General features: G+C 70.3%; 13 protein-coding genes. 9 read left to right on the forward strand and 4 right to left on the reverse strand.

The window, feature by feature from the left end; all coding sequences use genetic code 11:
• Window positions 1-169: 169 nt before the first annotated feature.
• The 5 genes from FHX80_RS33725 to FHX80_RS33745 all read left to right on the forward strand — a co-directional run bounded on the left by FHX80_RS33725 (window position 170) and on the right by FHX80_RS33745 (window position 4,998).
• Window positions 170-1,138, forward strand: a complete 969-nt coding sequence (locus tag FHX80_RS33725) for an NADPH:quinone oxidoreductase family protein (RefSeq protein ID WP_145768278.1) — start codon at window positions 170-172, stop codon at window positions 1,136-1,138.
• Complete coding sequence (locus tag FHX80_RS33730) at window positions 1,135-2,322, forward strand: acyl-CoA dehydrogenase family protein (protein ID WP_145768279.1); 1,188 nt, start codon at window positions 1,135-1,137, stop codon at window positions 2,320-2,322. The genes FHX80_RS33725 and FHX80_RS33730 overlap by 4 nt, the downstream gene beginning before the upstream one ends.
• Window positions 2,319-3,437, forward strand: coding sequence for an acyl-CoA dehydrogenase family protein (locus tag FHX80_RS33735; protein WP_145768280.1), 1,119 nt, complete (start codon window positions 2,319-2,321; stop codon window positions 3,435-3,437). The genes FHX80_RS33730 and FHX80_RS33735 overlap by 4 nt, the downstream gene beginning before the upstream one ends.
• Window positions 3,438-3,756: 319 nt before the next feature.
• Complete coding sequence (locus FHX80_RS33740; RefSeq protein WP_145768281.1) at window positions 3,757-3,951, forward strand: hypothetical protein; 195 nt, start codon at window positions 3,757-3,759, stop codon at window positions 3,949-3,951.
• A gap of 288 nt (window positions 3,952-4,239) precedes the next feature.
• The gene (locus FHX80_RS33745; RefSeq protein WP_145768282.1) at window positions 4,240-4,998 is read left to right on the forward strand and encodes a hypothetical protein; all 759 of its coding nucleotides are present in this window, start codon (window positions 4,240-4,242) and stop codon (window positions 4,996-4,998) included.
• A gap of 28 nt (window positions 4,999-5,026) precedes the next feature.
• Here FHX80_RS33745 and FHX80_RS33750 read toward each other — a convergent pair whose 3' ends face one another.
• Both FHX80_RS33750 and FHX80_RS33755 read right to left on the reverse strand, forming a co-directional pair.
• Window positions 5,027-5,725, reverse strand: coding sequence for a response regulator (locus FHX80_RS33750; RefSeq protein WP_145768283.1), 699 nt, complete (start codon window positions 5,723-5,725; stop codon window positions 5,027-5,029).
• Window positions 5,722-7,320 (reverse strand): sensor histidine kinase, encoded by a 1,599-nt coding sequence (locus tag FHX80_RS33755; RefSeq protein WP_145768284.1) that lies wholly within the window; start codon window positions 7,318-7,320, stop codon window positions 5,722-5,724. Before FHX80_RS33755 ends, FHX80_RS33750 begins: the two co-directional genes overlap by 4 nt.
• A gap of 219 nt (window positions 7,321-7,539) precedes the next feature.
• Here FHX80_RS33755 and FHX80_RS33760 point away from each other — a divergent pair, with 219 nt between their 5' ends.
• The 3 genes from FHX80_RS33760 (at window position 7,540) to FHX80_RS33770 (ending at window position 10,328) form a co-directional block, all read left to right on the forward strand.
• Window positions 7,540-8,355 (forward strand): ABC transporter ATP-binding protein, encoded by an 816-nt coding sequence (locus FHX80_RS33760; RefSeq protein ID WP_145768285.1) that lies wholly within the window; start codon window positions 7,540-7,542, stop codon window positions 8,353-8,355.
• A complete protein-coding gene (locus tag FHX80_RS33765) occupies window positions 8,345-9,220 on the forward strand; it encodes an ABC transporter permease (protein ID WP_145768286.1) in 876 nt (291 codons plus the stop codon). Before FHX80_RS33760 ends, FHX80_RS33765 begins: the two co-directional genes overlap by 11 nt.
• A gap of 70 nt (window positions 9,221-9,290) precedes the next feature.
• Complete coding sequence (locus tag FHX80_RS33770) at window positions 9,291-10,328, forward strand: ABC transporter substrate-binding protein (protein WP_145768287.1); 1,038 nt, start codon at window positions 9,291-9,293, stop codon at window positions 10,326-10,328.
• Between the two features lie 57 nt (window positions 10,329-10,385).
• Here FHX80_RS33770 and FHX80_RS33775 read toward each other — a convergent pair whose 3' ends face one another.
• On the reverse strand, window positions 10,386-10,703 hold the full coding sequence (locus FHX80_RS33775; RefSeq protein ID WP_145768288.1) for a hypothetical protein: 318 nt from the start codon (window positions 10,701-10,703) through the stop codon (window positions 10,386-10,388).
• Window positions 10,704-11,062: 359 nt separating this feature from the next.
• On the opposite strand from FHX80_RS33775, the gene FHX80_RS33780 reads away from it, so the two are divergent.
• Window positions 11,063-11,866, forward strand: coding sequence for a PepSY domain-containing protein (locus FHX80_RS33780; protein ID WP_145768289.1), 804 nt, complete (start codon window positions 11,063-11,065; stop codon window positions 11,864-11,866).
• Window positions 11,867-11,933: 67 nt separating this feature from the next.
• Here FHX80_RS33780 and FHX80_RS33785 read toward each other — a convergent pair whose 3' ends face one another.
• A complete protein-coding gene (locus FHX80_RS33785; RefSeq protein ID WP_145768290.1) occupies window positions 11,934-13,835 on the reverse strand; it encodes an ABC transporter ATP-binding protein in 1,902 nt (633 codons plus the stop codon).
• Between the last annotated feature and the right edge of the window lie 272 nt (window positions 13,836-14,107).

Consider the following 14,107-nt stretch of genomic DNA (forward strand, 5'->3'; position numbering starts at 1 on the left):
ATGTCGCGCTCGGCATGTCACGGGTCGGCCTGTCGCGCTCGGGCACGTTGCGGTCCGGCATGTCGCGGCCCGGTCGAAGCGGTCACCCGCAGGTTGTTCCCAGAGGAGCAAGCGACCGCTTAGTATGCGCGGAGCAGTGGTAATGCCGACAGTGTTGTGGAGGCCCCTCATGCAGGCATGGCGAGTGCACCGGAACGGCGAGCCGAGCGAGGTGATGCGGCTGGAGGAAACGGACCGGCCCACACCCGGCGACGGGCAGGTGCTCATCGAGGTGCTCGCGGCGAACATCAACTTCCCCGACGCACTGCTCTGCCGCGGCCAGTACCAGGTACGGCCCCCGCTGCCCTTCACGCCCGGTGTGGAGATCTGCGGCAGGACCGACGACGGGCGCCGGGTGCTCGCCACCCCCGCCCTGCCGGACGGCGGATTCGCCCAGTACGTCGTCGCGGACGAGGTGGCCCTGCTGCCCGCCCCGGAGAGCCTGGACGACGCCGAGGCCGCCGCGCTGCACATCGGCTACCAGACCGGCTGGTTCGGACTGCACCGCCGGGCGCACCTGCGGGCCGGTGAGACGCTGCTCGTCCACGCGGCGGCCGGCGGTGTCGGCAGCGCCGCCGTCCAGCTCGGCAAGGCCGCCGGCGCGACCGTCATCGGTGTGGTCGGCGGTGCGGAGAAGGCCGAGATCGCCACCGCGCTCGGCTGCGACCTGGTCATCGACCGGCGTACCGAGGACATCGTCGCGGCCGTCAAGGAGGCCACCGGCGGGCGTGGCGCCGATGTCGTCTACGACCCGGTCGGCGGCGACGCGTACGCCAAGTCCGTGAAGTGCATCGCCTTCGAGGGCCGGGTGATCGTCGTCGGCTTCGCCAGTGGCGTGATCCCCACCCCCGGACTCAACCACGTCCTGGTGAAGAACTACTCGGTCCTCGGACTCCACTGGGGCCTGTACAACACGAAGGACCCGCAGGCGGTCCGCGACTGTCACGAGGAGCTGACCGGGCTCGCCGCCGAGGGCGTCATCAAGCCGCTTGTCAGCGAGCGCGTCCCGATGGACGGGGCGGCGGCCGCCGTCCAGCGCGTCGCCGACGGCACCAGCACCGGCCGCATCGTCGTCCTCCCCGCGGGACCCGCCCGATGACCGCCCCCGACGCGGCCGGACTGCGCCGTCTCACCCGGGAACTGCTCGCCGCCCACCCGCCGGCCACCACCGGCCGCACCGACTTCCTCAGGGCGCGCTTCGACGCCGGACTCGCCTGGGTGCACTACCCGGCCGGACTCGGCGGCCTCGACGCGCCGCGCTCCCTGCAACCCGTCGTCGACGCCGAACTCGCCGCGGCGAACGCACCCGACAACGATCCGCGCCGCATCGGCATCGGTCTCGGCATGGCCGCCCCGACCGTCCTGGCCTACGGAACCGACGAGCAGAAGCGGCGCTTCCTGCGCCCTCTGTGGGTCGGCGAGGAGGTGTGGTGCCAGCTCTTCAGTGAGCCGGGAGCCGGATCCGACCTGGCCGCCCTCGGCACCCGCGCCGTCCGTGACGGCGAGGACTGGGTGGTCGACGGGCAGAAGGTGTGGACGTCCAGCGCCCATGTGGCGCGCTGGGCCATCCTCATCGCCCGCACCGACCCGGACGTGCCCAAGCACCGCGGCATCAGCTACTTCATCTGCGACATGACCGACCCCGGTGTCGAGGTGCGACCGCTGCGCCAGATCACCGGCGAGGCAGAGTTCAACGAGGTCTTCCTCACCGGAGTGCGCATCCCCGACAGCCGCAGGCTCGGCCCCGTCGGCGAGGGCTGGAAGGTCGCGCAGACGACGCTCATGAACGAGCGCGTCTCCATCGGCGGAGCCCGTGTCCCCCGCGAGGGCGGCATGATCGGCCCGGTCGCCCGGACCTGGCGCGAACGCCCCGAACTGCGCACCCACGATCTGCACCAGCGTCTGCTCACCCTCTGGGTGGAGGCCGAGGTCGCCCGGCTCACCGGGGCGCGCCTGCGCCAGCAGCTCGTCGCCGGGCAGCCGGGCCCCGAGGGCTCCGGGATGAAGCTCGCCTTCGCCCGGCTCAACCAGGAGATCAGCGGCCTCGAAGTCGAACTTCTCGGCAACGAGGGGCTGTTGTACAGCGACTGGACGATGCGACGGCCGGAACTCGTCGACTTCACCGGACGCGACGCCGGCTACCGCTACCTCCGCTCCAAGGGCAACTCCATCGAGGGCGGCACGAGCGAGGTACTGCTCAACATCGTCGCCGAACGCGTGCTCGGCCTGCCCGTCGAGCCGCGCAACGACAAGGACGTCGCCTGGAAGGACCTGACCCGATGACCGCACGGACCGAAGAGGGCCAGGTGCCCGATCTGCTGTACTCGGAGGCCGAGGAGGACCTGCGGGCCGCCGTCCGCTCGCTCCTCGACGACCGGTGCGACGCGCCGCAGGTGATCGCCCGCACCGAGTCCGCCACACCGTACGACCCGCGGCTCTGGAAGGCACTCGCCGCCGGCATCGGTGCCGCCGGACTCCTGGTGCCCGAGAAGTTCGGCGGGCAGGGCGCCGGACATCGCGAGGCGGCGGTGGTCGTCGAGGAACTCGGTCGCAGCGTCGTCCCGGCGCCGTACCTGACCAGCTCCGTCGTCGCCACCGAGACGCTGCTGGCGCTCGGCACCCAGGACGGGCCGGTGGCCGCGCTCCTCGCCGAACTGGCCACCGGCCGCAAGGTCGCCGTGCTCGCCGTACCGTTCTCCGCTGTCGAGCCGGACCCGAGCACCGTGACCGCAGCTCTCGACGGCATGCTCGGCCCGATCGCCGACGCGGCCGCCGCCGATGTTCTGCTGGTGCCCACCACCGACGGTCTGTACGCCGTCGAAGCGGCCGCCGCCGGGGTCGCCGTAGAGCCGCTCGTCGCACTCGACCTGACCCGCCCGCTCGCCACCGTCACCCTGACCGGCGCCACCGGAACCCTCCTCGCGGACGCCGGGACTTCCCTGGCGGCGGTGCGCAGAGGGCTGTTGGCCGGAGCCGGACTCCTCGCCTCCGAACAGCTCGGACTTGCCGAGTGGTGCCTGACCGAGACGGTCCGCCACACCCGTGAGCGCCACCAGTTCAACCGCCCGGTCGGCTCGTTCCAGTCACTGAAGCACCGCATGGCGCAACTCTGGCTGGAGGTCGTCTCGGCACGGGCGGCGGCGCGGAACGCCGCGGACACGCTGGCCACCGGCAGCCCCGAGACCCCGCTGGCGGTGGCCGTGGCACAGGCGTACTGCTCCAAGGTCGCCGTCCACGCGGCGGAGGAGTGCGTCCAGCTCCACGGCGGCATCGGGATGACGTGGGAGCACCCCGCGCACCTGTACCTGAAACGCGCCAAGGCCGACTCGATCGCGTACGGCACGGCGGGCCGCCACCGCGCGACCGTCGCGGAGCTGACGGAGCTGCCCGCGCCGTAACGCCACCGGCTGGACGGTGCGGCGAGGTCCCGGAGCGGGAGTACGGGTCAACGTGCTCCCGCTCCGCTCCGTGCACCGAGCGGTGCCGGGGCGGACGAGGGCCGGCTCGACCGCCTCGTTCGTCCCCCTCGTCGGCCACCACGGCCGGGACGAACGGGAGCGAGCCCCGGTACGACTGGCTGACCGGGGCGCTCCGCGCCCGTCGGAGACCATCCATCCGTACCCGTTTGGCGGACACGCCACGACGCCGGATGGCCCCTTCGCTACGCCAAACTGGCGGCCGAATGCCGCAATTCAGGTGCGGCGGAGGAGGTTGGCCATGGCCATTTCGATCTCAGTGGTGCTGCTTCTGCTGATCCTCGCGGTGCTCTTCCTCCGCAACGGCGGACTGAAGGTCTCACACGCGCTGGTCTGTGGCCTGCTGGGCTTCTTTCTCGCGGGGACGAGCATGGCGCCCACCATTCAGGAGGGCATCACGGCCACCGCCGACGTCGTCAGCAGCATCAACCCCTGACCTCATCACCTCTCCGGTGTCTCCGCCCGGAGGGGCAGGGGTGCCGTCTCCGCCCTACCGCCGGCGGTAAGGTCAAGAAGCGGCATGGAAACGCGCACGGTCGGTCCCGGTCGATCCCGAAAAATGATCATTTCGTTCATCCGGTTGCGTCGTGCGGCCATTCGAGGACCGCTGGCATTCGGGTATGAAACGGTCCGAAGAGGTGCGTGACCGCGCGTACCGTGACCCTGCCCGGCACCGCGACGGCTGCCGGCCGCCGCACCGAGCCGGGACCCGGAGAACGCAGCCATGTCATTGCCCCCACTCGGACGTGAACCGGCCGCCGTGCACCATGAGCACTGCAACAGCAGCCGCTGCTGCCGGTGCCAGCAGCGCCCCTGGACGACGGCCGTCGGCCTCGAACGGCTCTGCGGCCTGTGCGCCTCCTGCTGCCGGGAGTGCGGCAGGGCTCCCGCCCGGCACCTGGACGGGCTCGACCACGGACTGTGCGGCGACTGCCGCGGCCTGTGCAACCGGTGCCGCACACCGCTGTCGCCCGACGGCGACTGCCAGTGCCGCAAGTGGCAGCGGGCGGGGACGGACCCGGTCGGCTATCTCCTGCATGCGCTTCCGCAGCCGCTGATGAGGGAGTTCGGCGGCCGCTATCCTTCCGAACTCGTCGAGTTGATCCACCGGGAGCTGAGCCGTCGCAGCGCGGATCAGCTCCTGGACCGGGTCGAGCGCCGGTGGAACGCCCGCTGGGCCCACACACTCCAGGAGAAGGACGAGGAAGGCCGACTCCGCTGGCGGCCCCTGGAGATCGCCGAGCATCTGCTGCGCGCCACGCCCTGCGCCGATCCGCAGTGCGAGGACGGCCGGCTGATCCACACCGACACCGCGTGCCCGCGGTGCGGGCACGCGCTGCACCGGTTCGTGCCCGCCCAGGCAGACCGCAGGGCGACTTCCGACCGGGCGAGGACCACGGCCGCCGGGATCAGGCGCGAGATGCTCGACCGCCGGACCGGTACGCGGCGCAGGGCCGGCGAACCCCGCCGGGGCGAGGCGTGACGCACGGCGTACCTGGCCTCTGCCGCCCTCAGCCCGCCGCCGCCCAGGAGTAGCGGTGCTCGGGGCGGCCGGTGTCCCCGTACTTGAGACTGAGCCTGATCCGGCCCGCCCCCTCCAGATACTTGAGATAGCGCTGGGCGGTCGAGCGGCTCAGCCCGGCCCGCACCGCGACCTCGTTCGCGGACAGCGGCTCGACGGCCGCCGACAGGACCTGGCGGATGACATCGGTGGTGGGGGCCGAATGCCCCTTCGGGAGCCCGGCCGCGGAAACGGCCTCCGAGGTGCGCAAGGCCCCGAAGATCTGGTCGACCTGCTCCTGACCGGCCTCGCCGCGGCGGCTCTCCACACCGTCCAGGGTGCGGCGCAGCGTCGCGTAGCTCTCCAGCTTGGAACGGAGACCGCCGAAACTGAACGGCTTGACCAGGTATTGCAGAGCGCCGTACCGCATCGCGGTCCGCACGGTCACCACATCGCGGGCGGCCGTCACCATGATCACATCGGCCGGATGGCCGAGCTGGTGCAGTTGACGTACCAGCGTGAGACCCGTCCGGTCCGGCAGATAGTGATCGAGCAGGATCAGATCGACATGCTCGCGTTCGAGAACGGCCAGGGCCTGCGCGGCCGTGTGGGCGCGGGAGACGACGCGGAACCCCGGAACCTTGGCCACATAGGCCGCGTTGACCTCCGCCACCCGGAAGTCGTCGTCCACCACCAGAACGTCGATCACTGAGACTCTCCCACTTCGGTCAGCTGCCGGTCGGCGAGCGCCTCCGGCAGGACGACGGTGAAGACCGCGCCGCCGCCGGCCCTGGCCGTGACCCGGGCCGCGCCGCCGTAGCGCTCGGCGAGGCGGCGCACCAGCGCCAGTCCGAGCCCGCGCTCCCGATGGGCGGGGGACTCCTTGGTCGACCAGCCCTCGGTGAAGATCTGCTCCCGCATGGCGACGGGCACTCCGGGGCCGTTGTCGCTGACCCGCAGAACGGCGGTGGTGCCCTCGGCGAGCAGCTCCACCTCGACCAGCGTGGCGACGTCCAGGGCGTTGTCGATCAGGTTGCCCAGTACGGTCACCAGATCGCGCGGGTCCACCACGACATCGGGCAGCCGGGTGGTGGGGGACACCAGCAAGGAAGCGCCGCGTTCGGCGGCCACGGCCGACTTGCCGACGAGCAGGGCCGACAGCAGCGGATCGTTCACGCGCTCGGCCACCTGCTCGGCCGAGGCCCGCTGACAGTCGGCGACCTCGGTGACGAATTCCACCGCCGCCTCGTGCCTGCCGAGTTCCAGCAGCCCCAGCAGGGTGTGCAGCCGGTTGGCGTGCTCGTGGTCCTGGGCGCGGAGCGCGTCGAGCAGTCCGTGCGTGGAGTCCAGTTCACGGCCGAGCAGTTCGAGTTCGGTGCGGTCGCGCAGCGTCACGACGGCCCCGCCGTCACCGGTCGGCATCCGGTTGGCGATCAGCACCCGCCCCCGGGACACGGTGAGCAGATCGGCGCCGTCGACCCGGCCCGCCAGCACCTCCGTCGTACGGCCCGGCGGCAGCACCTCGCCCAGCGGGCGGCCGACGGCATCCGGGGTCAGCTCCAGCAGCCGCTGCGCCTCGTCGTTGAGCAGCCGGATCCGCCCGCGGGAGTCGAGCGCGAGCACCGCCTCCCGGATGCTGTGCAGCATCGCCTCGCGCTCGTCCAGGAGCGCGGAGATGTCCGCGAAGGCCAGGCCGTGGGTGCGGCGATGAAGGCGCCGGGAGACGGCGAGCGTCGCCAGCACCCCTGCGGCCAGTGCGGCTCCCGCGTACTGCAGGAGCGCCGGAATGGTGCCGAGCAGCCCCTGCCGGACGCTCTTGTACGCGATGCCCACCGAGACGGCCCCGACCACGGCTCCGGTCCGGTTGCGCAGCGGGACCTTCGCCCGGGCCGAGCGTCCCAGGGTGCCGATGTCGATCTGCATGATCTCGCGGCCGGCCAGCGCCGTGCTCGGATCGGTCGAGACGGGCTCACTGATCCGGTCCGTCTCGGTGTGCGACCAGCGCACTCCCCGGGTGTCCATCACCACGACGTACAGTGCCCCGGTGGCCCGCCGGATCCGCTCCGCCTCGGCCTGTATCGGCCCGGTCGGGCTGGGCTTGGTGCTCAGCAGCTGGTCCACCAGACCGGGCACGGCGGCGGTGGTCTGGGCGATGGACAGGGCCCGGCGCATCGCCTGTTCGTCGAGCTCATGGCTGAGCGGCGCCAGGAAGAGCCCGGTGACGAGCATGACCACGCCGGTCGTGATGGCCACCTGGGTGAGCAGGACCTGGGCGAAGACACGGCGGGGCCAGTGGATCCGCATGCCTGTCTCCTGTGCCTTTCCCGCGGTTCTCGAATCCGGTTCCCCGATTCGTTTGGTGTGAACGCAAGGTAGACGCAGCGGACCTCGCTGCCTAGCCCTCGTCTCCGCTTCGTTGTAAGGGTGTGAGCACAACGAGCAGAACCATGGGTAAAAGGCAGAACCAGGAGTTGTGAGCGCAAGGCTCCCGCCGTGGCCGGACCGCCCCTAGCGTCCCGGCCCATGAAGAGTGAATCAAGCCCAGCCATCGAGTTGCGGGGGGCGAGCAAAGCGTTCCGGACCCCGTCGGGGGCGCTCCACACCGCCGTGAGGGATCTGGACCTGACGATCGGCAGGGGCGAGTTCGTCGCCGTCGTCGGCCCGACCGGATGCGGCAAGTCGACCACCCTGACCCTGATCAGCGGACTGGAGGAGCCCACCGAGGGCGAGGTGCTCGTCTCCGGTGAGCCGGTGAGCGGCATCGGCGACAAGGTCGGCTTCGTCTTCCAGCAGGACGCGGTTTTCCCCTGGCGGACCGTCCTGTCCAACGTGATGGCCGGTCCCCGCTTCCGGGGTGTGCCGAAGGCGGAGGCGAAGGAGCGTGCGCGGGCCTGGCTCGCCAGGGTGGGTCTGTCCTCCTTCGAGGACCGCTATCCGCACCAGCTCTCCGGTGGCCAGCGCAAGCGGGTCGCACTCGCGGCGACGTTCGTGAACGACCCGGAGATCCTGCTGATGGACGAGCCGTTCTCGGCACTCGACGTGCAGACCCGGGCCCTGATGTCCGACGAGCTGCTGGAGCTGTGGGGTGGCACCGGAGCCTCCGTCGTGTTCGTCACCCACGACCTGGAGGAGTCCATCGCCCTGGCCGACAAGGTGGTCGTGATGACCGCGGGACCGGCCACGGTCAAGGAGGTCTTCGAGATCGGCCTGCCGCGTCCGCGCAAGGTCGAACAGGTGCGGCTGGAGCCCCGGTTCCTGGAGATCTACCGAGAGATCTGGTCCTCGCTCGGCGAAGAGGTCCGCATCACCCGCGAGAGGGGTGCCGCCGATGCCGCCTGAGAACGCCACCCTGGATGTCACCCGGGACGTCGCCGTGAGCAAGACCGGGCGGACCGAGGCCAGGGCGCGGGCCGCCCGCAACCGCAGGATGCTGGTGCTTGCCAGCCGGATCGCCGTGCTCGTCGCGGTCGTCGGGCTGTGGGAGTGGCTGGCCAGGACCGCAGTCATCGACCCCTTCAACTTCTCCATGCCGTCGAAGATCTGGGACCAGATCCGCACCTGGGTGACCGACGGCACCGCCCAGGGCTCCCTGTGGGAGCAGATCTGGTACACGCTCTACGAGGCGCTGCTCGGCTGGGTCATCGGCGTGATCGCCGGTGTGCTGCTCGGTATCGCGCTGGGCCGGGTCCGCTTCGCCGCCGATGTGCTCGGCCCGTACATCAAGGTGCTCAACGCGCTGCCGCGTATCGTGCTCGCCCCGATCTTCCTGATCTGGTTCGGCCTCGGCCCGGCGTCGAAGGTCGCCTCCGCGGTCGTCCTGGTGTTCTTCCCCGTCTTCTTCAACGCCTTCCAGGGAGCCAGAGAGGTCGACCGCAACCTCGTCGCCAACTCCCGCATCCTGGGCGCCAGTAACCGGCAGGTGACCCTTCAGGTGGTCATTCCCTCGGCCACCTCGTGGATCTTCACCAGCCTCCACGTCAGCTTCGGCTTCGCGCTGATCGGCGCCATCGTCGGCGAGTACATCGGCGCCACCAAGGGACTCGGTCTGCTGGTCGCCGCCTCGCAGGGCACCTTCAACGCGGCCGGCGTCTACGCGGCCATGGTCATCCTCGCGGTCGTCGCCCTGCTCGCCGAGGGGCTGCTCACCTTCCTGGAGAAGAAGCTCTTCCGCTGGAAACCGGCCGAGGCCGATACCGCCCGCTGAACGCTCCGCTGCTCCGCGCACCAACCCTCCCCGCGCTTTCCCCGCTCTTCCTCACAAGGACGTGAACCAGATGCGTATGTCCCCCCGGATCCCGGCACTCGCCGTCGCCGGAGTGCTCGCCGCGGCGAGTCTGACCGCCTGCGGAGGCGACTCCACCTCCGCGTCCGGCGACAAGAACGACAGCGTCAAGATCATGGTGGGCGGCCTGGACAAGGTCATCTACCTGCCCGCGATGCTCACCGAGCGGCTCGGCTACTTCAAGGACGAGCACGTCGCGGTCCAGTTGCTGACCGAGCCCGCCGGCGTCCAGGCGGAGACCGCGCTGGTCTCCGGCGACGTTCAGGGCACTGTGGGCTTCTACGACCACACGCTCGACCTCCAGGTGAAGGGCAAGCACGTCGAGTCGGTCGTCCAGTTCTCCCACGCGCCGGGAGAGGTCGAGATGGTCTCCAACAAGGCGGCGGGCGATATCGGCTCGGCGAAGGACTTCAAGGGCAAGAAGCTGGGTGTGACGGGGCTCGGCTCCTCGACCGACTTCCTGACGAAGTACCTCGCCGTGAAGAACGGCGTACAGACCAGCGAGTTCACACCCGTCGCGGTCGGAGCCGGCCAGACGTTCATCTCCGCGCTCCAGCAGGGATCCATCCAGGGCGGCATGACGACCGACCCGACCGTGGCCACCATCCTGGACAAGAAGCTGGGCAAGATCCTCATCGACATGAGGACGCCGGAAGGCTCCAAGCAGGCGCTCGGCGGGCTCTACCCGTCCTCCAGCCTTTACATGCAGACCGACTGGGTCAACGACCACAAGGCGACCGTGCAGAAGCTGGTCAACGCCTTCGTGAAGACCCTGAAGTGGATGTCGACGCACAGCGCGGACGAGATCGCCGCGAAGATGCCGGCGGACTACGCGCAGGGCGGCGGCGCGGCTCTGTACGCGCAGTCCATCAAGAACACCCTGCCCATGTTCACCACGGACGGCGTGATGCCCCCGGACGGGCCGGCCACCGTCGAGCGGGTCCTGAAGGCCTTCAACCCCAACCTGAAGAACGCCGATGTGGACCTCTCCAAGACGTACACCACGGAGTTCGTGAAGAAGGCGAACTGACCACACGCACCTGTCCGCGCGCCCGTACGCCTCCGCGTACGGGCGCGCGGACATGAGTCATTCGGCGGCGGTTTCCCCGGTCCGCCGGTCCGGTGCCGCGAGCGACGCCGGAACCGTGGCCGCGGAACCCAGCCGGACGGCTTCCACCACGGCCTCGTGCAGCGCACGGCTGTCCTCCTCCGAGCAACACGGCACGGGGCTGCCCGACATCGTGAACCAGTCGGCGGCGCCGGTGTACTGCACAGTGATCTGTGCCGTGTCATCGGCCCATGTGGTGTGGACGGTCAGGTCGCCGGACAGCGGCCCGACCTCTTCGGTGAGCACGCCGCCGTGCCCCGAATATATTCCGCGAGTCGTCCAGGACGCCCAGGTCATGCATCCAGGCTCGCACCAAAGACGCCGAATCGCGACCCGCGCGGACCAATATCCCGCGGCGCGCGGACAATCGACCCCTCTGCCACCGTGCCGACCCGTACAGTCCGCGGTCCGTGCCGCTCATCGCCGTACTCGCGTACATCCTGACCCGGCAGTGCACCGAGTGCCTGGTGTGAACCGGCGGGATCACCCCGGTCGTCACGCTCCACCGGGCCCCGCATCCGGGGCCCCACCAGGAATCCCGCCGGTTGCCGGCCGCCACGGAGGAGGTACACGGCAGGGACCGGAACACGGTCGATCGGGTGACTCCGACCCGTCACCCCACATGCCGGAGCCGCCGGGCGGTTAGGCATGGCGGCATGACATGTGATCCCCGACCGAAGAACACCGGACTCCTCCGCGCCTACCGCCTCCGCGCGGCCGGCGCCGCCTGCGTCGTCATGACCGCGGCCCTGCTCACCGGCTGCGGCCAGGACAGCGGCAGTACGTCGACGGGCACGGAGACCTCCGAAGCCGCGCGCGCCGTCCCCGAGGGAACGGCCAGCACCTCGCCCAGCCCGAGTACTTCGCTGACCAAGGACCAGGAGAAGCGGAAGGCGCTGCTGGCCTCCACCAAGATCCCCTTCGACAAGGCCATCACCACGGCCGAGGGAGCCGTCGCAGGAAGCAAACTGATCGAAATCAACCTGAAGGGCCCCGGCAAGTCGGACGACGACACCGACGCGTCGGCGAGTGCCAGTCCCGCACGGAGCGGCACCAGTGCGTCACCCTCCGCGGCGAGCGCCTCCCCGACCGGCAGCCCCACCTCCACCGGCCCGGAATGGGCCGCGGAGGTCATCGCGAAGGACGGCACCGAACACAAGGTGCGCATCGACGCGCTCACCGGCAAGGTGCTCCAGACCGTCGAGGAGCAGGGCCAGGACGCCCAGGAGAAGACCCGGATGGTCGACCGGCTCGCCAAGGCCACACAGACGCCGCAGCAGGCGGCCAAGGCGGCAACGGACAAGACCAAGGGCACCGTGACCTCCATCGATCTCGACGAGAACGACAAGAACGTCCTTGTCTGGTCCGTCGACGTCGTCGCCAAGGACGGGAAGAAGACCATGGTCGACGTCGATGCGGCCAACGGCTCCGTCATCAGTGAGCACGTAGACAATGACTGACCCGTCCACGTCATGACATCGCACAGAAAGCCGCCCCCGGTCCGCACGGACCGGGGGCATTCCCACGTCATTCGGCCGGGACGGACTCCGAGTGCGCCTCATCGGCCGCCGGCGCATCGAACTGCGTCCGGTACAGCTCCTCGTACCGTCCGCCCGCTGCCAGCAGTTCGGTGTGCGTACCGCGTTCGACCACCCGTCCCTCCTCGATGACCAGGATCAGATCGGCCGCCCGCACGGTCGAGAGCCGGTGGGCGATCACCACGGCGGTGCGCCCCTCCAGGGCCTCGGCCAGCGCGTCCTGCACGGCCGCCTCCGAGGTCGAGTCGAGGTGCGCGGTCGCCTCGTCGAGGATGACGACGCGCTGTCGGGCCAGCAGCAGCCGGGCGATGGTCAGCCGCTGACGCTCACCACCCGAGAGCCGGTAGCCGCGTTCGCCCACCACCGTGTCGAGCCCGTCGGGCAGCGAGGCCACCAGCCCGTCCAGGCGGGAGCGGCGCAAAGCGTCCCAGATGTCGTCCTCGGTCGCTCCGGGCCTGGCGAGGGTGAGGTTGGCCCGGACCGACTCATGGAAGAGGTGCCCGTCCTGGGTGACCATTCCGAGCGTCTCGCGGATCGACGCGGCGGTCAGATCGCGTACGTCGACGCCGTTCAGCCGTACCGAGCCGGCATCGGCGTCGTACAGCCGGGGCAGCAGTTGCGCGATCGTCGACTTGCCCGCCCCGGAGGAGCCGACCAGGGCGACCATCCGGCCGGGTTCGGCGCGGAAGGAGACCTCGTGCAGGACCTGCGTACCGCCCCGGGAGTCGAGCGTCGCGACCTCCTCGAGGGAGGCGAGGGAGACCTTGTCGGCGGACGGATACCCGAAGGAGACACCGTCGAACTCCACCGACACAGGCCCGTCCGGCACCTTGCGGGCATCCGGCTTCTCGGCGATCAGCGGCTTCAGATCGAGGATCTCGAAGACCCGCTCGAAGCTCACCAGGGCGCTCATCACCTCGACCCGGGCACCGGCCAGCGCCGTCAGCGGGGCATAGAGCCGGGTGAGCAGCAGAGCCAGCGCCACGACCGCACCCGGCGCCAGACTGCCGCGCAGCGCGTAGTAGCCACCGAGTCCGTAGACGAGCGCGAGAGCCAGCGCGGAGACCAGGGTGAGCGCCGTGATGAACGTCGACTGCGCCATGGCCGTACGGATACCGATGTCCCGGACCCGGCCCGCGCGGGCGGCAAATTCGGCGGACTCGTCGGCCGGCCGCCCGAAGAGCTTGACCAGGGTCGCGCCGGGGGCCGAGAAACGCTCGGTCATCTGGGTGCCCATGGCGGCGTTGTGACCGGCGGCCTCGCGCTGCATCCGGGCCATTTTGGAACCCATCCGCCGCGCGGGCACGACGAACACCGGCAGCAGGACGAGCGCGAGCAGGGTGATCTGCCAGGAGATGGTGAGCATCACCGCGAGGGTCAGCAACAGGGTCACCACGTTGGAGACCACACCGGACAGGGTGTTGCTGAACGCCCGCTGTGCCCCGATGACGTCGTTGTTGAGCCGGCTCACCAGGGCGCCGGTGCGGGTCCGGGTGAAGAAGGCGACCGGCATCCGCTGCACATGGTCGAAGACCGCTGTGCGCAGGTCCAGGATCAGTCCCTCGCCGAGGGTGGCGGACAGCAGACGGGTCAGCAGACCGAGCCCCGCCTCGGCCACGGCGATGACGGCGATCAGCAGGGCGAGCCGGGTCACCGTGCCGTTCTCCTTGCCCTGCACGATCGCGTCGACCACCCGGCCGGCCAGCACCGGCGTGGCCACCGCCAGCAGAGCGGTGATCACGCTCAGCAGCAGGAAGCGGTAGAGCTCGCGTCGGCGCGGGCGGGCGAAGGAGGCGATCCGGCGCACGGTGGCCCGGGAGAAGGGTCTGCGGTCCTGTTGGGCGTTCATCGCGTTGTGCATCGATGACCAAGCGGTGACTTCCATACTCATGCGGTGCCCTCCGGGATTCGACTAGCCGATGCTCCCGGTGGCCGGACACGGCCCGGGGCGCTGACAGAACGCTAAGATCTCAAGTTGACTTGAGGTCAACCGCTCTCCGCGCCCGGCGCAGGATCTCACGCCTCGCCCGGCGGATCGATCGGCAGCACACCTGAAACGGGTGCCGCCCGGTGCCGAGGAGACCCGGATGCCGCCGCGGGGCCCGTTGACGACGATGCGGCGGGGGAGCCGGTGGAGGCCGTCCCGCGGCAATGCCCACTCCT

The sequence above is a fragment of the Streptomyces brevispora genome (genome assembly GCF_007829885.1).
Classification (GTDB): domain Bacteria; phylum Actinomycetota; class Actinomycetes; order Streptomycetales; family Streptomycetaceae; genus Streptomyces; species Streptomyces brevispora.

Bases quoted from the DNA above. Each gene is read 5' to 3' on its own strand.
- FHX80_RS33735 (WP_145768280.1), top strand. From the start codon at position 2,319: ATGACCGCACGGACCGAAGAGGGCCAGGTGCCCGATCTGCTGTACTCG.
- FHX80_RS33725 (WP_145768278.1), top strand. From the start codon at position 170: ATGCAGGCATGGCGAGTGCACCGGAACGGCGAGCCGAGCGAGGTGATG.
- FHX80_RS33760 (WP_145768285.1), top strand. From the start codon at position 7,540: ATGAAGAGTGAATCAAGCCCAGCCATCGAGTTGCGGGGGGCGAGCAAA.
- FHX80_RS33765 (WP_145768286.1), top strand. From the start codon at position 8,345: ATGCCGCCTGAGAACGCCACCCTGGATGTCACCCGGGACGTCGCCGTG.
- FHX80_RS33745 (WP_145768282.1), top strand. From the start codon at position 4,240: ATGTCATTGCCCCCACTCGGACGTGAACCGGCCGCCGTGCACCATGAG.
- FHX80_RS33730 (WP_145768279.1), top strand. From the start codon at position 1,135: ATGACCGCCCCCGACGCGGCCGGACTGCGCCGTCTCACCCGGGAACTG.
- FHX80_RS33785 (WP_145768290.1), bottom strand. From the start codon at position 13,835: ATGAGTATGGAAGTCACCGCTTGGTCATCGATGCACAACGCGATGAAC.
- FHX80_RS33775 (WP_145768288.1), bottom strand. From the start codon at position 10,703: ATGACCTGGGCGTCCTGGACGACTCGCGGAATATATTCGGGGCACGGC.
- FHX80_RS33755 (WP_145768284.1), bottom strand. From the start codon at position 7,320: ATGCGGATCCACTGGCCCCGCCGTGTCTTCGCCCAGGTCCTGCTCACC.
- FHX80_RS33740 (WP_145768281.1), top strand. From the start codon at position 3,757: ATGGCCATTTCGATCTCAGTGGTGCTGCTTCTGCTGATCCTCGCGGTG.
- FHX80_RS33770 (WP_145768287.1), top strand. From the start codon at position 9,291: ATGCGTATGTCCCCCCGGATCCCGGCACTCGCCGTCGCCGGAGTGCTC.
- FHX80_RS33780 (WP_145768289.1), top strand. From the start codon at position 11,063: ATGACATGTGATCCCCGACCGAAGAACACCGGACTCCTCCGCGCCTAC.